Source organism: Methylorubrum rhodesianum (assembly GCF_014199985.1).
Lineage (GTDB): Bacteria > Pseudomonadota > Alphaproteobacteria > Rhizobiales > Beijerinckiaceae > Methylobacterium > Methylobacterium rhodesianum.
This window is the reverse complement of record NZ_JACHOS010000016.1, coordinates 15,447-40,274: the sequence shown is the minus strand read 5'-3', so window position 1 is coordinate 40,274 and position 24,828 is coordinate 15,447. Positions and strand designations below refer to the sequence as shown.

Below are 24,828 nucleotides of genomic sequence, written 5' to 3'. Positions count from 1 at the left end.
CGGGCCCAATAAGATCCGGGGCCCAAGAAGCTTCCGGGCGCAAGCGCCATCCGGTGCTCGGCGTCAGGCGGGCTTCAGGCTGGCGGCCAGGCGTTCGCGCCGCCGGGTTCGGCGGCCGGGTTCAGAGGTCGCATCGAGCCAGACGACGAGGGCCAGCGCGATCAGGGCAGGTGCCCCGAGCGCCAGGAACGAGCCACTCCAGCCGAGAACGGACTGGGCGAGGCCGCCGTACCAAGCCGAGAGCGCGCCGCCGATGCCCTGTACCGCGTTGACAGTGCCGAGCGCCGTCTGGGTTCGGCCTGAGCCCCAGGTGAGATCGGCCACCACCACCGGCACGGCCACGCCTACGATGCCGGACGCCACTCCGTCGAGGATCTCGGCCGAGATCAGCCACACCGGGTCGTCGATGAAGGCGGACAGGGCTGCGCGCACGGGCAACACCGCCAGGGCGACCAACAGGAGCTTGCGACGACCGCGCTTGTCGGCGAGCGAGCCCGCGAACAGCGCCACCGGGATCATCACCAATTGCGCCACCATGACGTAGCGGGCGGTCCAGGCCGTTGCGTCGGTGCCGGCGGCGACGAGCTTCTGGCCGAGCAGGGTCAGCATCCCGCCGTTGCCGAGGTTGAACAGGGCGAGCGCTACCGCCAGCACCAACAGCTTGCGGTTCGAGAGCACGCTGCGGGTCGTGGCGCGCTCCGGTTTGTCGTCCGGGTCGTCTTCCTTCCAGCCGACGGCGCGGCGCCCGTTGTAGCAGTGGCCCGGCGTCGTCAGTGTGGCAACGATGGCGAGCACGGCCATGGCCCCGAGCACCCAAAAAGCCACGGCAGCACCGAAATAAGCGGTTCCGAAGCTGATCAAGCCGGCCGCGATCAGGATACCAAGGTGGTTGTAGGCTTGGTTACGGCCCTGCTGCTTAGGAAAACGGTCCTTTCCAACAATGCCGAGGGTCAGTTCGGTGATGGCAGGCAACAGCAGCACGCCGCCGGCGGCGGCTACCATCTGGGCGGCGAACACGGCCGCGAAGGATTTGGCTGGCAGGATGAGCAACGTGCCCGCGAGGATGGCAGCACAGGCGGCCGCGATGAGCAAGCGGGGCCGCCCGATCCGGTCGACGACGGCTCCGGCAGGCCCGCTCAGGAACAGGGCGCCGACCCCTACCAGCGTCGTGACGAACCCGACGCGCGCAGGCGACCAGCCTCCGGACTCCGCGAGCCAAGTGCCCAGGAACGGGCCGAGGCCTCCTTGGATGTCGCCGGTGAAGACGTTGATGAGGGCGAGGTGAGTGGTGGCGAGCATGCTCTCGAACCGGTACGCCGCGTGGCGCGAGGACAGGTCACGAGAGACGTTTGTACGACCTAAACCGTTCCTCGGCGTCGCCAGCCTCCTGCAGCCTGACCGATTGCAGAGAACACTGGCCTCGCCGTGGGCGCTGTGTGCGCCTTGGAAGAAAACGATTTCGGCCGAGTGAAAAGACCGACCTGTCGTACCCGAACCTGCCAGGAACGCCCCCGCTTTCGGATAGTCGCCCTGATTCGTGACCTGTCGCTTGTGACAAGGCGTGACAGGCATTTCAAAAACGCTAGATGGAGCTTTCACGGGTCTCGTGAAAATGTAAGTAAAAATAATGGTTTATGATTGGCTCACCGGAAACGATTCGAACGTGTAACCTTTGCCTTTGAGGGCTACGCAGCCTTCCGCTTGAGCGATCAGGGCATCCCACCGCCCCGCACAGCGCCGTTGCGTCGGCCGCGCAGTTGGGCTACTCACGGGCCACGGTCAGCACCCGTAGCTCAGCTGGATAGAGCGTTGCCCTCCGAAGGCGGAGGACCCAGCTCTCCAGTCCACTAAGTGCCTCCTGGAACATCAGAAACTTAGCTCGCTGAGCGCAAGCGATCCAACGGCCGCGAGCGCGGCACGGCACAATTGGGCCACGTCCGCGGCCGCTCGAGAGCAGAATCCAAGAGCCCAATCTCGGCACTCCGGAGGCGTATGCGAACGGGGAGGCGTGCGGTGGTATTCGGACCGAACTGCTTCGCATGTCTGGAGCCGGACAGAACGAGGTCCTAGAATAGCTACTCGCACGGCAAGGGAGTGCCTTCTGCGTCCACGAGCTTCGCAGAGCATCCTTGGCGGAGTGGAGGCAGTAGAGGACGGCTTCAAGGTCTCGCACGCCCTAGCCAGGATCGCGGGCCCACACTGCCTTTCGGCACTTACGCCACCGCGCTCCTGTTCAGCGTGTCGATGACCTCGAACAGCCGGCTCGTCTCCGCGTCATCGAAGACCTGCTCCGACACCTGGGGTTCAACGTCCGTGGAGGGGAGCTTTCGGAGCAAGCCCGGCTCCATCACGCCCTGGGCGGTCAGTTGATCGACAACGAGGCTGTCAAATTCGATCTGCTCGCGCGTCACGGTCCACATGCGTGGTGACCACCGTTGCACGGGAAACACTGTGGTCGCGCTTTCGTGAGAAGGTGGCCTCGTCAACCTCGCGAAGGGTCAGTGAGGTTGGTATCCACGACCACAAGGTGCGCGTGCCAAACGCGCCCATGAGGGGACTAGGATCGTGGCGAAGCCATTCTTCGAGCAGCCGATCCTCAACTCGCCCTATGACGCTCCCTCGCTGCACCATGCGCTGGATGGTGAGGGTCAACCTCTGGATCAGCGGCCGATCCAAGGCCGTCGCCGCTCATCGTTGATCACGCCCGTCCCGAAGTCGAAGAAGCAGAGAGGTAAGGGCACGCAGGCCTCTCTCGGTCTCGGCGACGGTGCGGGGCTGTCCTCCGCAGAGCAGGCCTACAACCCGACCCCGATCATCAACGAGATCCGTGGGCACGTCGCGTCCTGGCGCGCGCTGCCCAACCCGGCAGACTGGGGCGTCACGCCTACGACCCAGCGTCTGCTCCAGCACTGGCGCCGGGACATCGGCTGGCACGGGCCCCGGCCGTTCTTCTGTCAGGTCGAGGCAGTGGAGACCGCGATTTGGCTGACCGAGGTCGCCGGACGGCAGCGCCAGTATGCTCACCTGATCCGGCACATCGAAGGCGCCAACGAGGGGGCCAATCCCGGTCTACCGCGGCTCGCGCTGAAGATGGCGACAGGGGCTGGTAAGACGACGGTGATGGCCATGCTCATCGCGTGGCAGACCATCAACGCCGTGCGCAGCCCGAATGCGAAGCATTTCACCCGCGGCTTCCTGCTCGTGACGCCGGGCATCACGATCCGCGACCGCCTGCGCGTCCTGATGCCGGGCGACCCCGACGCCTACTATAGCAAGCGCGAGCTGGTGCCGACCGACATGCTCCACGATCTGGGGCAGGCCAAGATCGTGCTCACGAACTACCATGCTTTCAAGCGCCGCGAGACGCTGGAGATCTCGAAGGTCGGGCGCTCGCTCCTTCAAGGCCGGCACGCCCCGATCGACACGATCGAATCCGAGGGCGCGATGCTTCAGCGCGTCTGCCGGGAGCTGCTGCCGATCAAGAACCTCGTCGTCATCAACGACGAGGCGCACCACTGCTACCGCGAGAAACCGGGTGGGGCCGACGAGGGCGCGATCGCAGCCGAGGATCGCGAGGAGGCCAAGCGCAACGCCGAGGCCGCGCGCCTCTGGATCTCCGGTATCGAGGCCCTCAAGCGCAAGGTCGGCGTGCGCGCAGTCTACGACCTCTCAGCCACACCGTTCTTTCTGCGCGGCTCGGGCTACCTTGAAGGCACGCTGTTCCCCTGGACGGTGAGCGACTTCTCGCTGATCGATGCCATCGAGTGCGGCATCGTCAAGCTGCCCCGCGTGCCGATCGCCGACAACGCCGCGACCGGCGAGGTGCCGCTCTACCGCGAACTGTGGGAGCATATCGGCAAAGCGATGCCGAAGAAGGGCGCGGGCAAGGCCGGCACGCTCGATCCCCTCTCTCATGTCTTCCCGAGCCAGCTGCAGACGGCGCTGCACGCCCTCTACGGCCATTACGAGAAGACCAGTGAGGCCTGGGAGCGCGCCGGGATCGATGTGCCGCCTGTCTTCATTGTGGTCTGCAACAACACCGCCACGTCCAAGCTCGTCTACGAGTGGATCGCCGGCTTCGAGCGGCCGAACGCCGACGGCGAGCCCGAGACGCGCCATGTCGGTCATCTGCGCCTGTTCCGAAACTACGACGACAACCGCCAGCGGCTGGCCAAACCCAACACGCTGCTCATCGACAGCGAGCAGCTCGAATCTGGCGAGGCCCTCGATCCCGCCTTCCGCGAGATGGCTGCGGCCGAGATCGAGCAGTTCCGCCGCGAGCGCATCGAGCGCGGCGTCGATGCGGTCACGGCCGCCGAGACCACGGACGCCGATCTGCTGCGCGAAGTCATGAACACGGTCGGCCGCAAGGGGCGGCTCGGCGAGCGCATCCGCTGCGTCGTCTCGGTCTCGATGCTGACGGAGGGGTGGGACGCCAACACCGTCACCCACATCCTCGGCGTGCGCGCCTTCGGCACCCAGCTCCTGTGCGAGCAGGTGGTGGGGCGCGGCCTGCGCCGCCAATCCTACGAGCTGAACGACAAGGGCCTGTTCAATGTCGAGTATGCCGACATCCTCGGCATCCCGTTCTCGTTCACGGCCGAGCCCGTGGTCTCGGTCCCGGCCGCGCCGCGCAAGCTGACCCGCGTCCAGGCCCTGCGCGAACGGGCCGGACTGGAGATCGGCTTTCCCCGCGTCGAGGGCTACCGGGTCGATTTGCCGAACGAGCGCTTGACCGCCCACTTCACCGACGACAGCCGCCTGACCCTGACGCCGGAGAACGTCGGTCCGGCCAAGGTGCTGATGTCGGGCATCGTCGGAGAGCAGGAGACCTTGGACGCCGAGGAGTCGTTCAAGGCGATGCGGCCGAGCGAGCTCTCGTTCAAGCTCGCCAAGCGCCTGTTGGAGACGCGGCTGCGCGACCCCGACGGCGGCCTGCCAGTCCACCTGTTCGGGCAGGCCCAGCGCATGGTCCGCCAGTGGCTCGACGGTGATTACCTCGTCGCGCAGGGCGTGCCGCGGGCCGCCGTGCTCTACCCGCAACTCGCCGAACAAGCGGTGGAGTTCATCTATCTCGCCTGCCAGCGCTCGGTGTCGGACGCGAAGCGCATCAAGGCAGTGCTCGACCCCTACAACCCCGCGGGCTCGACCCGCTTCGTCAACTTCACCACCTCGAAGCCGGTCTGGGACACCGATCCCCGCAAGTGCCACGTCAGCCACGTGGTGCTCGATTCCGACTGGGAGGCCGAGCTCGCCCGGGTGCTGGAGGCGCATCCACGGGTGCTGGCCTACGTGAAGAATCAGGGCCTCGGCTTCGAGGTGCCCTACCGCGACGGCGCCGTGCCGCGCCGCTACCGCCCGGACTTCATCATCCGCCTCGACACTGGGGCGCCCGAGCCGCTCAACCTTGTCCTCGAGACCAAGGGCTATCGCGGCACCGACGCGCAGCTCAAGGCCGAGACCATGGCGGCCTCCTGGGTGCCGGGCGTCAACGCGCTCGCGGGCCACGGCCGCTGGGCCTTCTTCGAGTTCCGCGAGGTGTTCGTGATCGAGGAGACGTTCGCCGACCTCGTCCACACGCTGATCGATCGTTCCAAGGCCGCCTGATGAGCACCTTCACCACCAACCCCGTCTCGCTTCACACGCTCCTGCAACGCTGTGAGCAGGGCGACATCAAGCTCCCGGATTTCCAGCGCAACTGGGTCTGGGACGAGTATCGCATCCGGAGCCTGATCGCCTCGATCTCACAGTCGTTCCCGGTGGGCGCCCTGATGACGCTGAAGTCTTCCGGGAAGACCTTCACGCCGCGCCCCATCCAGGGCGCACCGGCTCCGGCTGAGTCGGCAACCGAGAGCGAACTGCTCCTCGACGGTCAGCAGCGGATGACTTCACTCTACCAAGCGCTCGTTCGGCAGGCGCCGATCGATAAGATCGACGTGTTCTACTACTTCAACATCGAGAAGGTGCTCGACGACTCTGTCGATCGGGAGGAGTCGATCGAAGCTATTCCGAAGGACCGCGTTCTGCGAACCAACTTCGGCAAGGATGTCGTGCTCGATCTGTCAACGCCCGAAAGGGAATACGAGCATCTGAGATTTCCGGTCAATCAGATCTTCGATTGGGATAAGTGGCAAGAAGGATTCTGGGATTTTTGGGAAGGCAATAAGGCAAAGCGCGATCAATTCAGGGCCTTCAAGGATCGTGTCTTGGAGATTTTCAAAAAATACCAAGTCCCGGTTATTTCGCTCGACAAATCCACCACGAACGAAGCCGTCTGCCTCGTCTTCGAGAAGGTAAACACCGGTGGCAAGGCGCTCGATGCGTTCGAGTTGATCACGGCCATGTTCGCCGGCAAGGGCTTCAAGCTGCGAGAGGACTGGGCCAAACGCGCCGAAGCCCTCAAGAAGTTTCGCGCTCTGGACAAGATCGCCCCAACGGACTTCCTCCAGGGCATCGCGCTCCTCCACTCGAAGGCGCAGCGCGACGCGGCGAGCGGGGACGACCGGCGACCGCCGGTGAGCGCAACCCGCAACGCGCTGCTGGCCCTGCCCGTTGAGGCCTACCAAGCCCATGCCGACCGATTGCAGCTCGGCTTCGAGCGGGCGGCCAAGTTCCTGCATACGCAGCGGATCTATCGCTCGCTTGATCTGCCCTATCAGAGCCAGATTGTGCCGCTCGCCGCGATCCTCGCCTCCCTGGGCGAGAGCTGGGACCACGAGCAGATCAAGCAGCGCGTGCGCACGTGGTATTGGTGCGGCGTGTTCGGCGAACTCTACGGCTCGGCCGTCGAATCTCGCTTCGCCAAGGACCTCGTGGAGGTGCTGGCCTGGATCGACGGTGGCGCCGAGCCCTCGACCCTCAAGGACACGAGCGTGCGTGCGAGCCGCATCCGCGAACTGCGCTCCCGCCAATCCGCCGCCTATAAGGGCGTCAACGCTCTGTTGATGAAGAGCGGGGCAACCGACTTCCGCTCGGGACAGGATTACGATCACGCCGTCTTCTTCGACGAGAGCGTGGACATCCACCACATCTTCCCGCGCGACTGGTGTCAGCAGCAGAAGTTGCCGGCGACGACCTTCGACTCAATCGTCAACAAGACACCCTTGTCCGCCAAGACGAACCGCATGTTGGGCGGGGTCGCGCCGAGCAAGTATCTGCATCGCCTGGAAACGGCGAACCCACCGGTCGATGCGACCAACCTCGACGGCTATCTATGCAGCCACGCCATCGATCCGGCCCGGCTGCGCGCCGACGACTTCCACGGGTTCTTCGCTGCGCGCCTCGACGGCCTCATCGACCTGATCGACGCCGCGACCCAGCGCCCGGCCCTGCGTGACGTGGCGCCGACGGCGAGTGCCGCGCTCGGGCCCGACCCGACGAGCCCGCCCGATCCGGACGACGAGGCCGACGCGACCTCCGAGAACGCCGCCCTCGCGGACGACGCCGCACTCCTCAGCAAGGTTCAGTGATGGCCCGAGGTTCGAAGACATCTGCGACCAAGTCCGTCGAGACGCTCACGCACGACGACGCGGCGCGCAAGAACATCCCCACCGCCGAGTTGCAGAGCTTCGCCGAGGCCGAGGAGGCGATCACCGGCTTCGAGCCCGGTGTCTACCAGCGCACCCGGCCGCTGCCCGAAGGCGAAATCCGCCCGCGCGACTCCGACCTCGATCCGCAGATCGTCTGGAACGGCGCCCGCATCCGCCTCACCCCCGAGCAGGTGCGCGCGCTGGTCGAGACCGGCGAAACCGCGATCGGCGACGCGCAGCTCGTCTGGCGCGGCAAGGACCAGCAGGATTGGTCCGACCTGATCGTCCAGGCGCCGCCCCTCTATATCCAAGAAAAAATCCACCCGAAGGCGATCATCGACGACCTGCATCGGTCCGGCAGTCGCCCGCCGGAAGACGAGACGCCCGACCTGTTCTCGGACTTCAACGGCCTCGACCCGGAGGCGCGCACCGAGTTCTACCAGCACAACCAGCACTGGTCGAACCGCATGATCCTGGGTGACTCGCTTCAGGTCATGGCCTCGCTGGCGCAGCGTGAGGGGATGAAGGGACAGGTGCAGTGCATCTACTTCGACCCACCCTACGGCATCAAGTTCAACTCGAACTGGCAGGTCTCGACACAGTCGCGCGACGTCAAGGACGGCAAGCAGACTGATATTTCTCGTGATCCAGAGCAGGTGAGGGCGTTTCGCGATACGTGGAAGGATGGGATTCACTCGTATCTTACGTATCTACGTGATCGGCTTACCGTGGCGCGTGAGCTGTTAAATGAGAGTGGATCGATTTTCGTTCAAATTGGCGATGAAAATGTGCACCGTGTGAGAGCCGTTCTCGAAGAGGTATTTGGCGAAGACAATCTTATATCAATGATATGCTTGCGCAAAACTGGCGGGCAAGAAGCCAATTTTTTATCGAATGTGTCCGATTATATTTTGTGGTTTGCAAAAAATATCAAAAACACGAAATATAGACAGCTGTATTTCCGAAAAGAAGTTGGAGTCGGAGAAGGTAGTGGAGCGCGCTATGACCGAATTCGTATTTCTGAATACGTCTCCCGTCCTCTAAATAAAGAAGAAAAAAGCGGAAATATAACGCTGCCGCTGATGGCACGGCCCTATCAGCTGACGAGTTTGATATCTAGCGGTGTTAGGGCAAATACGACGGTATCTTGGAATTTTCAGGGTAAGCCATATCATTCAGGAGATAGCTCAAATTGGAAAACATCACTAGAGGGCTTGCGCCGACTTTCGCTCGCGGACCGAATAGAAAAACGCAAAAACACGATCGCGTATGTAAGATTCATCGATGATTTCGCGGCATATCCGATTTCCAATGTGTGGACCGACGTTGCTGGTGCGGCGGGCATAATTTATGTTGTGCAAACTAGCACAACTATTGCGCAGCGCTGCATCCTCATGGCCACCGATCCCGGTGACCTCGTCCTCGACCCCACCTGCGGTTCGGGCACGACCGCCACGGTCGCCGAGCAATGGGGCCGGCGCTGGATTACCATTGACACCAGCCGGGTCGCCCTGGCGCTCGCCCGCACGCGCCTGATGAGCGCGCGCTATCCCTACTATCTGCTCGCCGACAGCCCCGAGGGACGGGCGAAGGAGCAGGCGGTCTCGGGCCGTCCGCAGCCGCAGAGCGCCGCCTACGGCGACCTCCGCCAGGGATTCGTCTACGAGCGCGCGCCGCACGTCACCCTCAAGTCGATTGCCAATAACGCCGAGATCGACGTGATCTGGGAGAAGTTTCAGGACAAGCTGGAGCCCCTGCGCGGCGAACTCAACGCGGCCCTTGGGCAGTCTTGGGAGGAGTGGCAGATTCCGCGGGAGGCCGAGGCCGGCTGGCCGGAGCCGGCGCATGCGGCGCATGCCGCATGGTGGGAGGCGCGGATCGCCCGGCAGCGGGAGATCGACGCCTCGATCGCCCGGGCCGCCGATGTGGAAATGCTCTACGACCGGCCCTACGCCGATGTGTCGAAGGTCCGGGTCGCGGGCCCATTCACGGTCGAGAGCCTCTCACCCCACCGCATCATCCCCTCGGACAGTCTCGATCTCGACGAGGAGTTCGACGCGCTCGGCGGACGCCGGGAGCGGACCAAGGCCGGCACGCCGACCCAGGACTTTTCCGCGATGGTGCTGGAGAACCTCTCGGCCGCCGGCGTGCAGGGCCGCGACCGGGCCGACCGGGTGCGCTTCACGATGCTCCAGCCCTGGCCCGGCCGCTTCATCGGCGCCGAGGGGCGCTTCGTCGAGGGCGGCAGCGCCGACGAGCCCGGCCTTGAGCGCCGCGCCGCCATCCTGATCGGCCCCGAATTCGGCACGCTGTCGCGCCCCGACCTCGTCGCCGCCGCCCGCGAGGCGGCCGACGCCCGCTTCGATGTGTTGGTGGCCTGCGCCTTCGCCTACGACGCGCACGCCAGCGAGTTGACCCGGCTCGGGCCGCTGCCGATCCTGCAGGCCAAGATGAACCCCGACCTGCACATGGCCGACGACCTCAAGACGACGGGCAAGGGCAACCTGTTCGTGGTCTTCGGCGAGCCCGACATCGACATCCGCCGCCTCGACGGCGACCGGATGGAGGTGGAGGTGAGGGGCATCGACGTGTTCGATCCCAACACCGGCGAGGTGCGCTCGGACGACACCTCCGGCATCGCCGCGTGGTTCATCGACACCGACTACGACGAGGAAAGCTTCTTCGTCCGCCACGCCTACTTCCTCGGCGCCAACGACCCCTACAAGTCGCTGAAGACGGCCCTGAAGGCCGAGATCGACGAGGCCGCCTGGGCAACCCTCTACCGGGCGACCAGCCGGCCGTTCGCGCGGCCCGCGACGGGGCGGATTGCCGTGAAGGTGATCAATCACTTCGGGGACGAGGTGATGAAGGTCTATGAAGTTTGAAGTAATGCGTGCTTGATCGCTGATGGCTGGGTTCAATCATCATCCAGGCTGCACCTGCGGCTGGTGCGAGTCCCGTGGTTTTGGCTCCTGGAGCGATACCGTTCGCATCCAGGAAATGACAACAATAAGAGATGCTGGAGCCATTCAGTTTTTACGGCGCAAAGCTCCTGTTCAGTCGATCACAACATGCTACCTAAATCCAAACGCACGCTGCCCTAAATGCAGAGAGCTTGTATTTTTCTATGCAAATGAACGCGGAAGCCGGGTTTACTTTGACGAAGTGGGTCCTCTATGGACTAAGCATCCTTGCACGACGCTTTCACCTCAGACCAAGCAACGGATCAAGCCCTCGCCTCGGCAGTTTGCTTTAGGTAGATTGATTGCCACAGAGATAGCCGCTGGCTGGCAGAAAATTGACGACACCGAAGCGTGCAATTTTAATCAATGGAAGCCGTTTCTTGTTTTGAGTGAGTCTCAAAGTGGAAACGTCTATTCGTTAAAAGCACGGCCGCTGGCCGAAGCTTCTGGGCATATAATCGAGTTTAGATATGTAAATAAGAGAAGCATAATAGAGGCGGGAGATATTATTAGCATCAACGGTAATAGGATTTCGGCGTTAGATCAAGTTGACCTCTGTCCGATTGAATTAGAAAACAATCAAACTTTAAGATCAATACAGCCAAGGACTGATGAATGTCAAAACCTTAAAAACCAGCGAAATGCACATAGTCCTAATGAGCCAAAAACAACAAGGTGGGCTTCAGCGAAGCAGCTTGGAGGTCTGACTGCAACGGAGGCTCAGGCACGTCAGCTGGCATTCCAGCGCGCGACAGCGAAAGGGTCAAAGGTCATGCATTTCCATATCGCTGACACCTTCACAGCCGCGCTTGCTCGTCTGCCAGCGCAAGAGCAGAAAGCCGTAAAAACCTCGGCCTTCGACATGCAGCTCGACCCCTCGGGGCCGGGGCTGCAGTTCCACCGTATCGAGGCCTCGAAGGACCCGAACTTCTGGTCGGTGCGGGTCAACCGCGACATCCGCATCATCGTCCACCGGACCGCCGCGAGCCTGCTGCTCGCCTATGTCGATCACCACGACAAGGCCTATGCCTGGGCCGAGCGACGGCGGATCGAGGCACACCCACGCACCGGCGCCGTGCAGATTGTCGAATCCCGCGTCCGCGTCGAGGAGAGCACACCGACCCTGTTCCGGCCGCCGGCGCCCGAGCGGCCGGCCCCTGAGCCGGCCCTGTTCGCGGGTCTCTCGGATGAGGAGCTGCTGTCGATCGGGCTGCCCGAGGACTGGATCGAGCCGGTGCGGGCGGCGACCGAATCCCGCTTCTTCGACCTCGCGCCGCACCTGCCGGCCGAAGCTGCCGAAGGGCTCCTCGAATATGGCGCGACGGGACGCTTGCCGAAGCCGACGCCTAACGAGAGCGCTGACCCCTTCGCGCATCCTGACGCGCAGCGCCGTTTCCGAGTCATCGAAAACCTCGACGCGCTGCGAGCCGCCCTCGATGCACCCTGGGAGCGCTGGTCGGTATTCCTGCATCCCTCGCAAGCCGGGGTGATCGAGCGGACCTATAGCGGGCCGGCCCGCGTTGCAGGCTCCGCCGGGACCGGCAAGACCGTGGTGGCGCTTCACCGCGCCGTGCGTCTCGCCCGCTCCGATCCCCAAGCGCAGGTGCTGCTCACCACCTTCTCGAAGCCGCTGGCGGACGCTCTCCAGCGCAAGATCGATCTTCTCATCGCGGCCGAGCCGGGCGCGCGCGGGCGCATCACTGTCGCGCCATGGGACGGTCTGGCCGAGGAGCTGCACCAACTCGTCCACGCGCGCCGACCCCGCATCGCGACGCTGACGCAGATCCAAGCCACCCTAGTCCAGGCCGCGGGCGGGACGGACATCTGGTCCGAACGTTTCCTGACGAGCGAGTTCCGCCACGTGGTGGATGCGTGGCAGGTCGCCGACGAGGCAGCCTACGCCGACACGCCGCGCCCGGGCCGCCGCAGTCGGCTGGGCGCCAAGCAGCGCGCCGCCCTCTGGCCGATCTTCACCGCGGCCCGCTCCCGCCTCGCGAGCCAGGGGCTCGCCACCTGGGCGCAGGTCTTCGGCAAGCTCGCCGGGCATTACGACACACGAACGGCCAAGCCGTTCAGTCACGTCGTCGTGGACGAGGCCCAGGATCTCGGTGTGCCGGAACTGCGCTTCCTGCGCAGCCTCGTGCCCGATGGTGAGGACCGCCTGTTCTTCGCGGGCGATCTCGGCCAGCGCATCTTCCAGCCGCCTTTCTCCTGGAAGGCACTGGGCATCGACGTGCGCGGCCGTTCGAACACACTGAAGGTGAACTACCGCACCTCTCACCAGATCCGCGAGGCGGCCGACCGCCTCCTGCCCGGAGCCGTCCACGACATGGACGGGCGCGAGGAGGCGCGGAAGGGCACCGTCTCGGTTTTCGACGGACCGCAGCCGCAGGTGCTGAAGCTGGACGACGAGACGAGCGAGCGCGAGGCGATCCTGCGCTTCCTTCAGGCGGCGCGGGCGGACGGCGTCCTGCCCGAGGAGATCGGCTTATTCGTGCGCAGTCGTGCCCAGCTAGATCGCGCCCGGGCCGTTGCCCACGCGGCTGGCCTCGTGCCCGTAGAGCCTGGCGATGCACCGAGCGCGGCCGGGGAGACCGTGATTGTAGGCACGATGCATTTAGCCAAGGGCCTGGAGTTCAAGGTCGTGGTCGTGCTTGCCTGTGACAGCGAGGTTCTGCCTCTGCAGGAGCGCATCGATACGGTGACGGAGGAAGCCGAGCTCGACGAAGTGTTCGAGACGGAGCGCCACCTACTCTACGTGGCCTGCACGCGCGCCCGCGACCGCCTCCTGATCACCGGAGTGCGGCCGACCTCTGAATTTCTCGATGATCTCGGTTGAGCCTTGAGGAGCAAGCGATGATCGGCGGCGCAAACGCGATTTCCTCCCGCAATCACGCGCACATCTTGGCTGCAGCGCTCTCCGCATGGCCGCCATCTCGGACAGAGCATTCGGAAGTCCGAAGAGGCAACGTCTGGCGCGCTCGCCCGGTCTCCTCGGCTACTTCGCCGTGGGCCGACCGTGTGCTCGCCTATCACTGGGATGGCGATGGGTATCAGGAGCTGACACAGCGCCTGGGGCCCATCCTGTCTGACAGCCTCCATCTCGCACAGGCTCTGAACGAGTGCTCATCTTGGACGCTCGATGAGCAGCGTTTGGCCGTCGACCTGACGCATCGTGTGTTCGCCTGGGGGGCGCGTTCGAAGTCGAAGCCCGATCGAAGCTTCCCAAGTCCGATCCGTTTTTGCGGTGGCGCTCCAGGCTGCTGGCGCTCCGTGTGCACGAGCTGTTGCTGAAGCTCCGTGGAGCAGCGGATGGACGAAGGTCGCGGCATTCGCGACGGCGCACCTCGATCATAACGCTCATACCGCAGGCCATCCGCAGGTAATCTGGGACAGCCGTGTCGCCAACGCTGTCCGCAAGCTCGTCGATGCCGCCGAATCGCAGCTTTCAACATCGATGACGGCGCAGCTCAAAGCCGACCTGAGGCAGATCCACGGGCGGGGTGGTGAGCGGCACGGACTGAAACTCTCCGGCGGATGGGCCTTTGCCCACACCCTCACGCAGAAGTGGACGGCGCAGCGCGCCGGATCTCGTCTCGTAGGCGAACTGCGCGACGCGTTGAACGCAGCGCCCGAGCGCTTCGGCCGAATGCCGGGGTCGACCCACCCCGATGGCCGCTGGACTAGCTGGGGTGTCGGGCTGGCGCTCTTCGTAGAAGGCTACTGACGGCGCACGCGCGGCACATGCGCCTCAACCGCGCCGCACGCCGTCCGCACCCGCGGACACATTGCCGGCGCTTGAGCAGCCCCTCCGCCGCTCGTCGCGCACCCGACACGATTCGAACGTGTGACCGTCGCCTGAGGAGGGCCACGCGTTCATCCCATTGAGCGACCAGGGCGTTCCACCGCCCCGCAAAGCGCCGTTGCGTCGACGGTTCAGTTGGGCTACTCACGGGCCACGGTCAGCACCCGTAGCTCAGCTGGATAGAGCGTTGCCCTCCGAAGGCAAAGGTCACACGTTCGAATCGTGTCGGGTGCGCCATTTCCGTACAGAATTGCGAACGCCAGACACGGCGTCGCTGCCCGAACCGATCAGGGCATTCTCCGGGCTCTCCTTGCCGCCGATGATGCGGATCACGTCCGCTCCGACTTCGATGCGGTCGGCGATCGACTGAAGCCGCGCCTTCCGGAACGACATCTCCCTCAAGGTCACCTTCTCGCGCAGCGGACGCCCGAAGGGTTCGATTGGTTCGGGCTCGATCTCGGCTGGATTCGGACTGACCTCGCGGATCCGGTCGAGCGCAGCCTTCGCCAGATCACGCTCGGCTCGCGACGCCGAGATGCGCGCCTTCTGTGAGGCGTCTGGCTCGTCGTCGCCGGTTTTCACCAATCGGGGAGGGCGTTTCAGTGTCTTCTGCGCGGTCGCGCGTTTTGCGCAGCGCAGCCACCGACCTGCATTGCTCGGTCGGCGCGCGGCGCCCACGGCGAGGCCAGCTTCGCGCGCAGTCGATCAGACTGGCCGGTCGGCCAAGAGAGGCTCGGTGACAAAAGGGCTCTGGACGGTCTCCGGGGAGGGCCGGCTGGGATTGGATTGATCATCGTCAAGGTACCGGCTCGCCGGTGTCGACTATACTCTCGGGCATGCCGAGATGTGCAATGTTCCCATTCGATCCATGAGCCGGCTTCCGCATCAACGGCCACATCGCCGGCGTCGGTCGGGTTGCCCGCATTCTTTGCGGAGCGATCGTCAGCCGGTTTCGCCGGACCAAGGTGATGATGGCCGATTTCGACGGCGCCAGGAGGGCCTGACCGGCATCTCGCGCCCGATCGTCCCGCACACCCTGGCTGCTGCAATGCGCCGCCCGGCGAGAAGGCCCGGTTCAAATGCCGCCCCGGCCAACGTCCATCCGTCGACATTCACGCCATAAGGCTCCGAACCTACCTCACCCCCTCGCGCCTCCGCACGTCCCACGCATGTGGCTTACCCGAGGGAGAGGCGGGTGGAGCGTTCGTCGAGGCTTGGTTGACGATCTCTCGAAGGCGGACGTGACGATGTCCGGCCTGTTCAAGCTCCGGGTCTGGGTGGCCGCTGCGGCGCTCTCCGCCTCTTGCCTGCCCGCGATCTCTGCTGCGCATGCACAGGCTGAGCCGGTTGAGCCGCCCGTCGTCGGCGTCGTCGCGGCTCGCAAGAAGCCGATCACGCAGACGGAGCAGTTCATCGGCCGCATCGAGGCGCAGCAGCGCGTCGACGTCGTCGCGCGGGTGACGGCGTTCATCGAGAAGCGGTTCTTCGTCGAGGGCGCTGATGTCGCGGAAGGCCATCTCCTCTACCTGCTCGAGAAGGGCCCGTTCGAGGCGGCCGTGGCCGCTCAGCAGGCGCAGATCGCGCAGGTCGAAGCGCAGTTGGGAAACGCACGTCTCACGACGCAGCGTGCCAGAATCCTGCTCGGCGGGCCGGCCGGGCAGCAATCGACCTACGACGCGGCACTCGCAAACGAGCGCGCGCTGGAGGCGCAGCTCCAGGCCGCGCAGGCCCAGCTCGACACCGCGCAGATCAACCTCCGCTACACGGAAATCCGGGCGCCGATTGCGGGCCAGATCGGGCGGACCACCCTTACAATCGGCAACGTCGTCGGGCCGGGCTCCGGCGTGCTGACAACGATCGTCAGCCAGGATCCGATGTACGTGACGTTTCCGGTGCCGGTCCAAGAGGCCATCAATCTGCGGGCGCGCTACACGCCGATCGGCGGGTTCGGTGCCGTCGTGATCCGGGCACAGCTGCCGGACGGCCGTTTCTACGGCCACACCGGGAAGCTCAATTTCGTCAACAACACCATCGCGACGAACACGGATACGATCCTGCTTCGCGGCGTGCTGCCCAATCCTCCGATTTTCGAACAGGCCCAGAGCCCCGTCACCGTTCGCGAACTCCTGGACGGCGAGTTCGTGACCGTGTTTCTCGAGGGGGCCGAGCCGGTGGACGTGGTCGCGATCCCCCGGGCCGCCGTCCTGGCCGATCAGCAGGGCAGCTACGTTTACGTGATCGGGCCGGGGAACAGGGCCGAGCAGCGTCGGATCCAACTCGGCCAGTCGAGCACCACGCTCGCGGCGGTGACGAGCGGCCTCAAGGTCGGGGAGCAGGTGATCGCCGAGGGCCTTCAGCGGGTCCGCGCGGGCGAGGCGATCTCACCAGAGCCCGCCGACACCACTCTTGAGATGATCATGCAAAGCTCGGCGAGGCAGGGCATGGCCGGGGCTGCAGACCCTGCAGGCCCGGCGTCCCCCGGCGGTGCGGGTGCCGGGGCGCCCGCGAGGGCTCCGGCCGTGTCCGCTTCGCCACCTGCGGAACCGACCGGCGCCGCCGGCCCGAATGCCGGCGGCAGCCCGGGCAGCCGGCGCTAGAGCATCAAACGCCGCCTGTTCCAGGCAGCCAAGCCAGAGGCGTGGCATGATCTCGTCGATCTTCGTGGACCGCCCCCGGCTCGCGCTCGTCATCGCGCTGATCATCACGATCGCCGGAGGGTTGGCGCTGCTCCGGATCCCGGTCGCGCAGTTTCCGGACATCGTGCCGCCGCAGGTCAGCGTGTCGGCGACGTATCCGGGAGCCTCCGCTGAGGTCGTCGAGGCAAGCGTCGCCCAGCCGCTTGAGGCACAGGTCATCGGTGTCGACCGCATGATCTATATGAAGTCCACGAGCGCCAATGACGGCAGCTACAGCCTGGCGGTGAGTTTCGAACTCGGCTCCGACCCGGACATCAATACAGTCAGCGTCAACAACCGCGTCCAGGCGGCCCTGTCCCAGCTCCCGTCCGAGGTGCAGCTGCAGGGGCTCAAGGTGCAGAAGAAGTCGTCCGCGATCCTGCTGTTCGCCGTCCTCTACAGCGAGACGGGCGCGCAGGACCCGCTCTTCATCACGAACTACGCCATCATCAACGTGCTCGACGAGATCCTGCGCACGGCCGGAGTGGGCCAGGCCAACCTGTTCGCGCGGATGAACTACTCGATGCGGGTCTGGTTCGACACGCAGCGCCTGACGAGCCTGAGTCTCGCGCCGTCGGACGTGGTGGATGCGATACGGGCGCAGAGCGTGCAGGCGCCGGTCGGCCGCATCGGCGCACCGCCGATCACGAACGAGCAACAGATACAGATGAACGTGCAGACGCAGGGTCGATTGTCGACGCCTGCACAGTTCGGCGCGATCGTCCTGCGGACGAATCCCGACGGCTCCGTGGTCCGGATCCGCGATGTCGCCAGGGTCGAGCTCAGCGCGCAGAGCTTCGACAGCGAATCCCGGCTCGATGGTCGCCCCGGCGTCCCCATCGCCATCTATCTCGTGCCCGGCGCCAACGCGGTGCGGACCGCGACCGCCGTGAAGGCAACCCTGGACAAGCTTTCGGCGCGCTTCCCAGCCGGTCTGCGCTACGCGGTCGTGCATGATTCCACGACCTTCGTGAAGGATACCATCTCCGAGGTGCTGCGGACGCTGGCCGAGGCTTTCGTTCTCGTCGTCCTCGTCGTGTTTCTGTTCCTCGGCAATCTGCGAGCGACGTTGATTCCCGCGATCGCCGTCCCGGTGAGCCTCATCGGTACCTTCGTGGTGCTGCTCGTGCTCGGCTACTCGGCGAACACCGTGTCGCTCCTGGCGATGGTGCTCGCCATCGGCATCGTGGTCGACGACGCCATCGTCGTCGTCGAGAATGTCGAGCGGGTGATGGAGGAGCATCCGGAGCTGTCGCCGGCCGAGGCGACGAAGCTCGCCATGACGCAGATCACGGCTCCCATCATCGCCATCACGCTCGTCCTCCTGTCCGTCTTCGTTCCGATCGCCTTCATCCCGGGCGTGTCGGGAACGCTGTTTCGGCAGTTCGCCGTCACGATCAGCGCCGCGATGGTGATCTCGGCGATCAACGCGCTGACCCTTTCGCCCGCGCTCTGCGGGCTATTTCTGCGCCCCACGCGCGGGCGGCGCGGCATCCTGGGCCGGGTGCTCGACGGGATCGACTGGGTACGGGACCGCTATGCAGCGGGCGTCCGCCGCCTCGTCCGCGTCTCCGCGCTCTCGCTCGCTCTGGTCGTGCTGTTTGCGGGCGGCATCTTCGGCATCTCGCGGATCACACCGGTCGGCTTCCTTCCGGAAGAGGATCAAGGCGCCTTTTTCGTCTCGGTCCAGCTGCCGGACGGTGCCTCGGTGGCCCGCACGAGCGCCGTCGCGTCAGAGGTCGAGAGCCTCCTGAAGGCGACGCCCGGCGTCAACCAAGTGCTCTCGGTCGTCGGCTTCTCGCTTCTGGACGGGGCGGCCGAGCCGAACGCCGCGTTCCTGGTGGCGCAGCTCAAACCCTTCGCCGATCGCCGAAGCGCGGCGGAGTCCGCCCAGGCCCTGATCGGGCGCACGGACGCGGCGGCAGCGAAGATCGGGCAGGCCATCGTGCGGCCCTTCAACCTTCCGCCCATCATCGGCCTCTCGACGAGCGGCGGCTTCGAATACGTGCTCGAGGCGCGGGAGGGCCAGGACTCGGCGACGATCGACGCGGTCGTGCGCGGACTCGTTGCGGCGGCGAACCGCGACCCGCAGCTCACCCGCGTCTTCTCGACCTTCACGGCATCGAATCCCTCGATCTTCCTCGACATCGACCGCACGAAGGCCCAGGTGCTCGGGCTGGCGATGAGCGACGTCTTCAGCGCGCTCCAGGCGACGCTCGGCGGCATCTACGTCAACAATTTCAACCTCTACGGTCGCACATGGCAGGTGAATGTGGAGGGCGAGGCGGCCAACCGGGGTGACATCCGCGACATCTGGGGCATCTATGTCCGCGGCGCCTCCGGGCAGATGGTGCCGCTGCGTTCGGTCGCGCGCGAGCGCATCGTGCTGGGACCGCAGGTGCTCACCCGCTACAACAACTTCCGGGCCGTGAGCGTGAACGGCAGCCCGGCCCCCGGCATCTCCTCGGGCGCAGCGATGGCCGCGATGGGGCAGATCTCCGACCGGACCCTGCCGACGGGCTACGGCTACGAGTGGACCGGGACCGCCTATCAGGAGCAGCAGGCGTCCGGGCAGACCTGGATCGTCCTCGGCCTCGCGTTCCTGTTCGCCTACCTGTTTCTGGTGGCCCTCTACGAGAGCTGGACGATCCCGATTCCGGTCCTCCTGTCCGTCGTGGTCGGCGCCTTCGGCTCCTACCTGGCCGTCAAGCTCGCCGGCCTGTCCCTCGACCTCTACAGCGAGATCGGGCTCGTGGTGCTGATCGCCCTCGCAGCCAAGAACGGCATCCTGATCGTCGAGTTCGCGAAGGATCAGCGCGAGGCGGGCGTGCCGATCAGGGAGGCCGCGATCCGCGGCGCCGAGCAGCGGTTCCGCGCCGTGATGATGACCTCCATCGCCTTCATCCTCGGCCTCGTCCCCCTGGTGATCGCCACCGGCGCGGCCCAGATCAGCCGTCGCGACGTCGGCACCGCGGTCTTCGGCGGGATGATTGCCGCGAGTTCGATCGGCATCTTCCTCGTGCCGATGCTCTACGTCACGGTGCAGACCCTGCGGGAGCGCGTGAAGTCGGGGAGGGCGCGGCAGCGCGTGAGCGCCTGACGGGTGGTCCGGCCGACGCCCGTGACACCGCTTCACCGGATTCCGGCGCGCTCCGCCGAGACAGCCGATCCCGCGACGGACGGTATGCCGTCCGGGGGCCGGCGAGCAGCGAGAGGAACGGGCGCGGATGACTGAAACAGATCAACCCGCCCCGCCCCTGCAACAGGCACGCTTCGTTGCCCTCGCCCTGATCACCGGTGCCCTGACGGGCCTGTTCGGCGGCCTCTTCCACCTCGCCATCGACACGATCGTCGATTGGCCGGCATGGCTGGCCGGCCATATGACGGGATGGCGGCTGGTCGCGGCGAGTGCCACCCTTACCATGGCGGCCACTCTCTTCGCCGTGTTCATCACCGGGCGCTTCGCCCCGGAGGCGGGTGGGAGCGGCGTTCCGGAGATCGAGGGGGCCATCGCCGGCATCAGGCATGTGCGTTGGGAACGCGTGCTGCCGGTGAAGTTCATCGCCGGCATCGCGGCCATCGGCTCGGGCCTGGTTCTCGGCCGGGAGGGACCGACCATTCACATGGGCGGCTCGGCGGCGCTGGCCGCCTCCGAGATGTTCCGGGTGAGGGCCGCCGACCGGCAGGCCTTGCTGGCGGCTGGCGCGGGAGCGGGTCTCGCCTGTGCCTTCAACGCGCCGATGTCGGCCGTGCTTTTCGTCATCGAGGAGACGCGCAAGCAGTTTCCGTACACGTTCCGGAACTACATGGGGGTGTTCGCTGCGGCGATCACCGGAACAGCGGTGACCGAGATCATCTCGGGCCCAAGGCCGGATCTGCCGCTGTCCGCCGGGGCAGCGGCGCTGGCTTCGTTGCCTGCCTTCGCGATCCTGGGGATGATCCTGGGGGCCGTGGGCGTGCTCTTCAACCGATGCATCATGACGATGCTGGACGTCGCCGACGGATGGCAGAAGCGCGCCCCATATGTGTGGCCCGCTCTGGTCGGCCTGCTCGTGGGCGCCCTGCTGATCGTCGCTCCGCGCACCGTCACGGGCGGGGAGCGAATCATTTCCCAGATCGCTGTCCTGACGCCGAGTGCGGGCGTGCTCCTGATGCTGGCGGTCGCCCGCCTCTTCACCTCGGTCGCCAGCTATTCCGTTGGGACGCCGGGCGGCATCTTCGCGCCAATTCTGTCCCTGGCGACCTGTATCGGCTTGGCCTTCGGCCTACTCGCGCAAACGGCGTTTCCCGACGCCTTGACCGGCCTCGGGGTGACGCCGCTCTCCTTTGGAATCGTGGCGATGGCCGCGCTGTTCAGCGCGACCGTCCACGCTCCGGCCGTGGGCGTGGTGCTGGTGCTCGAACTCACGAGCGCCTATGCGCTCGTCCTGCCGATGCTGACGGCCTGCCTCATGGCCAGCCTCGTGGCCCAATGGCTCGGCGGCCGTCCGATTTACGGACAGATGCTGGACCGCGCCCTTGCCCGTGCCGGCAAGGGGGCGGTCAAGGCTTCGGATATCGGTCTGGCCACCACCCCGGATCGCGCAACGAACTGAACTGCGCCTGGGGGAGCTTCGACCCCATCCGCCGACGCCGTGGGCCGCCCCGGCGTCTTGGAGCGACCTCCCCATGAGGTGACGGCAACGCGCCCCGTCCTTCCGTCATGGATGATATGCGGTGAATTCGGCCCGACCCTGCGCACCCGTTCCGACTCCACCGAGCGACGGCGGGCCATCCGTCGCTCGGCCCGGTCGATCCGCCCCGACTCACCCCGCGATATGTCCGTGAGCCTCACCGCTCCCTGCGGGTCAGCCAGGGAAGCGGGACCGAGCCGCAACCGGTTGGAAGCGAGTTGAAGTCCGCGAACCGCCCTCGCAGGGGCAAGAGTCACCAGACACTGCGTTCGGATCGCGGCGTCTCGAGACGGGGCGGGGCGACAAACCCCTCCGTCGGCGGCATCTCCGAAGGCGTGTTGTAGGGGATCGGTTCGAGCGGGCTTTCGATGCGCACGGTCTGCGCAAATCCGACCACAGCCGCAGCAATCAAGTTGAGAGACAAGAACCCGAGGCTGACAGACTTCGGAACATGCCACCCGTGCAGCACGGCGGCGCCGGCAGCTCCGACCGCGACGAATCCAACGACCTGGTACACCTCCTCTTCACCTTTACTTGCGCGCGCTCCAATGGCCCGCAAGTAATATATAGTGCGCGAGGCATCATCTTGTCGTGATCCGCCGCACTGACATCTTGTCTCGTCAGGCGCTACGCTAGGAGGGGCTCAAGCAAACGGGTCGATTATTCATGCCTGATCTGTACCTGCGGCTCGCGAGCCGCGAACGAGCAGTCCTCCCAGAGCAGGTGCATGTCTAAGGAGGGAGCCGGTTATGCCCGCGAGGGTGACCTGATCGGCTGACTTTGGGCCGGGCTGATGGACAGGGTCCGCCAGGACCTGGAGGAGGCGGCCGTGCGCGAGGCCGGAGGCTGTACGCTTCGCTTGCGGCGAGCCGCCCGCCGTTGTCGATCTCGATCCGCCGCTTCGCGTTGAGCCCTCGCACCAACCGTCCTTCGACGGATTGCCACGGCTCGAGGCCGATCGGTTCAGGACAGCCCGTCGGCCTGCCTCAGGGCGCGAGCGGGGCTGGCCGCCTGAGACCGGCCTTGCGCGCGAGCCGCTTACGGAGATCACCGAGCGGACCCCAGAACAGAAGCAGCAGGCCGATGACCATCAGGCTTGAGACGAGACCGTTCGAGAAGAAGACGGAGAGATCGCCGCCCGACCCGAGCAGCGCCTGCCGGAAGGCGTCTTCGGCGCGGTCGCCGAGGACGAGGGCGAGCACCAGGGGCGCCAGTGGATAGTCGAGCTTCTTGAAGACGTAGCCGACGACCCCGAAGACCAGCATCAGCCAGATGTCGAAGCGCGAGGCCTCAACGGTGTAGGCCCCGATGGCGCAGACGACGAGGATGATCGGCGCGACCAGTGCGAAGGGGATGCGCATGATCGCGGCGAAGACCGGCACGGTCGCGAGCACGATGAGGAGCCCGGCGAGGTTTCCGAGATACATCGAGGCGATCAGACCCCAGACGAACTCCTTCTTCTCGACGAAGAGCAGCGGGCCGGGCTGCAGGCCCCAGATCATCAGGCCGCCGAGCAGCACCGCCGCGGTGGCCGAGCCGGGGATGCCGAGCGCCAGCATCGGCAGCAGCGCCGAGGTGCCGGCGGCGTGCGCCGCGGTTTCGGGCGCGAGCACGCCCTCGATGTCGCCGCGCCCGAACTCCTCCGGCCGGCGGGAGAAGCGCTTGGCGAGGCCGTAGCCCATGAACGAGGCCGCGATCGCGCCGCCCGGGGTAACGCCCATCCACATGCCGACGACCGAGGAGCGGATCAACGTCGCCCAGTAGCGCGGCAGCGAGGCCCAGGTGCGCAGGACCACGCCGAGATCCATCGCCGCCCGCTTGCCCTTGAAGTGCAGGCCCTCCTCGATGGTGAGCAGGATCTCGGAGACGCCGAACAGGCCGATGACCACGACAAGGAAGTCGAAGCCCTTCATCAGCTCGGGCGTGCCGAAGGTGAGGCGCAGGTCGCCCGAGATGGTGTCCATGCCGACGGCCGCGAGGAGGAAGCCCAGCGCCAGGGAGACGACGATCTTGGCCTTGTTCTCCCGGCCCATGCCGATGAACGAGCAGAAGGTGAGGAAGAAGACGGCGAAGAACTCGGCCGGACCGAAGCGCAGGGCGAACTTGGCCACCAGCGGCGCCACGAAGGTGATGAGAACGACGCCCGAGAGCGCGCCGATGAAGGAGGCGGTGAAGGCCGCCGTCAGCGCCTCGCCGGCGCGCCCCTTCTGCGCCAGCGGATAGCCGTCGAAGGTGGTCGCCACCGACCACGCCTCGCCGGGAATGTTGAACAGGATCGAGGTGATCGCGCCGCCGAACAGGGCGCCCCAGTAGATCGACGACAGCAGGATGATCGCCGAGGTCGGGTCCATGCCGAAGGTCAGCGGGAGGAGGATCGCCACGCCGTTGGGGCCGCCGAGCCCCGGCAGCACGCCGACCACGATGCCGAGCAGCACGCCCACCACCATGAACAGCACGTTGTGCCACGTGAGCGCGACCTGGAAGCCGAGCAGGAGCTGGTTGAGGTCGTCCATGAAATCTCTCCGCCGCGGGTCGATCGCGCTGGGGCATTTTCGGGGCGCGGCGTTCGGCGGCTCGCGTCGGGAAAATGCGTCAGATCAGAAGCTTGGGGCGTTCCCCCGATCCGCGGACCGGGGCGAGCGCGCTAGTAGCCGAGGAGGGCCTCGACCGGCCCCTTCGGCAGGGGCACCCGGAACTGCAGCTCGAACACCCAGAAGGTGACGAGCGGCACGAGCACGACCGCGAGCGCGGTCTGCCACCAGCGGAAGGAGCCGAGGGTGATCATGAACAGGGCCATGAACAGGGCCGAGGCCAGGTAGATGCCGAGGAAGGCGATCCCCAGCACGTAGAGGAACAGCGGCACGAAGACCTGCGCGACGAGCCGAAGCTGGCCATAGGTGACGAAGACGCTGTCCTCCCGCCGCAGGGCGCTGACGAGGGCCGCCACCGCCGCGATGGCCAGGATCGCGGCGACGCGGGCGGGAAAGAAACCGTTCTCCGGGCCGCTGTCCCAGCCCGCGCCACGCCCGTAGGAATCCCACAGGGCCAGGGCGGCGAGGCCGAGAAGGAGCAGCGCGACGACGATCTCGACGAGACGGCGCGACACGCCGCGCTCGGCCATCGGGAGAGAAGCTTCAGTCATGACGGGCACTTCCAGAACGGGTCTTCGCCTCGGCCGAAGCC

General features: G+C 65.7%; 14 protein-coding genes and 1 tRNA gene. 9 read left to right on the top strand and 6 right to left on the bottom strand.

What is annotated here, in order from left to right; all coding sequences use genetic code 11:
* Positions 1-63: 63 nt before the first annotated feature.
* Together HNR01_RS21010 and HNR01_RS21005 are read right to left on the bottom strand one after the other, a co-directional pair.
* Positions 64-1,299: an MFS transporter gene (locus HNR01_RS21010; protein WP_183669644.1), complete on the bottom strand. Its 1,236-nt coding sequence runs from the start codon at positions 1,297-1,299 to the stop codon at positions 64-66.
* Positions 1,300-2,213: 914 nt separating this feature from the next.
* Complete coding sequence (locus tag HNR01_RS21005) at positions 2,214-2,411, bottom strand: hypothetical protein (RefSeq protein ID WP_183669569.1); 198 nt, start codon at positions 2,409-2,411, stop codon at positions 2,214-2,216.
* A gap of 154 nt (positions 2,412-2,565) precedes the next feature.
* Here HNR01_RS21005 and HNR01_RS21000 point away from each other — a divergent pair, with 154 nt between their 5' ends.
* The 6 genes from HNR01_RS21000 (at position 2,566) to HNR01_RS20975 (ending at position 14,534) form a co-directional block, all read left to right on the top strand.
* A complete protein-coding gene (locus HNR01_RS21000; protein WP_183669567.1) occupies positions 2,566-5,607 on the top strand; it encodes a BPTD_3080 family restriction endonuclease in 3,042 nt (1,013 codons plus the stop codon).
* Entirely contained in the window at positions 5,607-7,469 is a 1,863-nt protein-coding gene (locus HNR01_RS20995) for a GmrSD restriction endonuclease domain-containing protein (protein WP_183669565.1), read from the top strand. Before HNR01_RS21000 ends, HNR01_RS20995 begins: the two co-directional genes overlap by 1 nt.
* Positions 7,469-10,414, top strand: a complete 2,946-nt coding sequence (locus HNR01_RS20990; RefSeq protein ID WP_183669564.1) for a site-specific DNA-methyltransferase — start codon at positions 7,469-7,471, stop codon at positions 10,412-10,414. The genes HNR01_RS20995 and HNR01_RS20990 overlap by 1 nt, the downstream gene beginning before the upstream one ends.
* An 850-nt stretch (positions 10,415-11,264) precedes the next feature.
* A complete protein-coding gene (locus tag HNR01_RS20985) occupies positions 11,265-13,331 on the top strand; it encodes a 3'-5' exonuclease (protein WP_183669562.1) in 2,067 nt (688 codons plus the stop codon).
* Positions 13,332-13,739: 408 nt separating this feature from the next.
* Positions 13,740-14,219, top strand: coding sequence for a hypothetical protein (locus HNR01_RS20980; RefSeq protein WP_183669560.1), 480 nt, complete (start codon positions 13,740-13,742; stop codon positions 14,217-14,219).
* Between the two features lie 238 nt (positions 14,220-14,457).
* Positions 14,458-14,534: transfer RNA gene (locus HNR01_RS20975), tRNA-Arg, on the top strand.
* Here HNR01_RS20975 and HNR01_RS20970 read toward each other — a convergent pair.
* Positions 14,505-14,975 (bottom strand): hypothetical protein, encoded by a 471-nt coding sequence (locus HNR01_RS20970; RefSeq protein WP_183669558.1) that lies wholly within the window; start codon positions 14,973-14,975, stop codon positions 14,505-14,507. The genes HNR01_RS20975 and HNR01_RS20970 overlap by 30 nt on opposite strands.
* 563 nt (positions 14,976-15,538) lie before the next feature.
* Between HNR01_RS20970 and HNR01_RS20965 the strand changes: the two genes are divergently transcribed.
* From HNR01_RS20965 to clcA, 3 genes are all read left to right on the top strand, one after another.
* Positions 15,539-16,894, top strand: coding sequence for an efflux RND transporter periplasmic adaptor subunit (locus HNR01_RS20965; protein ID WP_183669642.1), 1,356 nt, complete (start codon positions 15,539-15,541; stop codon positions 16,892-16,894).
* Positions 16,895-16,940: 46 nt separating this feature from the next.
* A complete protein-coding gene (locus tag HNR01_RS20960) occupies positions 16,941-20,072 on the top strand; it encodes an efflux RND transporter permease subunit (protein WP_183669556.1) in 3,132 nt (1,043 codons plus the stop codon).
* Between the two features lie 127 nt (positions 20,073-20,199).
* Entirely contained in the window at positions 20,200-21,567 is a 1,368-nt protein-coding gene (clcA, locus tag HNR01_RS20955; RefSeq protein WP_183669554.1) for a H(+)/Cl(-) exchange transporter ClcA, read from the top strand.
* Between the two features lie 331 nt (positions 21,568-21,898).
* Here the strand turns inward: clcA and HNR01_RS20950 are convergent, their stop codons facing one another.
* From HNR01_RS20950 to HNR01_RS20940, 3 genes are all read right to left on the bottom strand, one after another.
* Complete coding sequence (locus HNR01_RS20950) at positions 21,899-22,162, bottom strand: hypothetical protein (protein WP_183669552.1); 264 nt, start codon at positions 22,160-22,162, stop codon at positions 21,899-21,901.
* 469 nt (positions 22,163-22,631) lie between these two features.
* Entirely contained in the window at positions 22,632-24,158 is a 1,527-nt protein-coding gene (locus tag HNR01_RS20945) for a tripartite tricarboxylate transporter permease (protein WP_017486982.1), read from the bottom strand.
* A 131-nt stretch (positions 24,159-24,289) separates the two neighbouring features.
* Positions 24,290-24,787 (bottom strand): tripartite tricarboxylate transporter TctB family protein, encoded by a 498-nt coding sequence (locus HNR01_RS20940; protein WP_026105900.1) that lies wholly within the window; start codon positions 24,785-24,787, stop codon positions 24,290-24,292.
* Positions 24,788-24,828 lie beyond the last annotated feature (41 nt).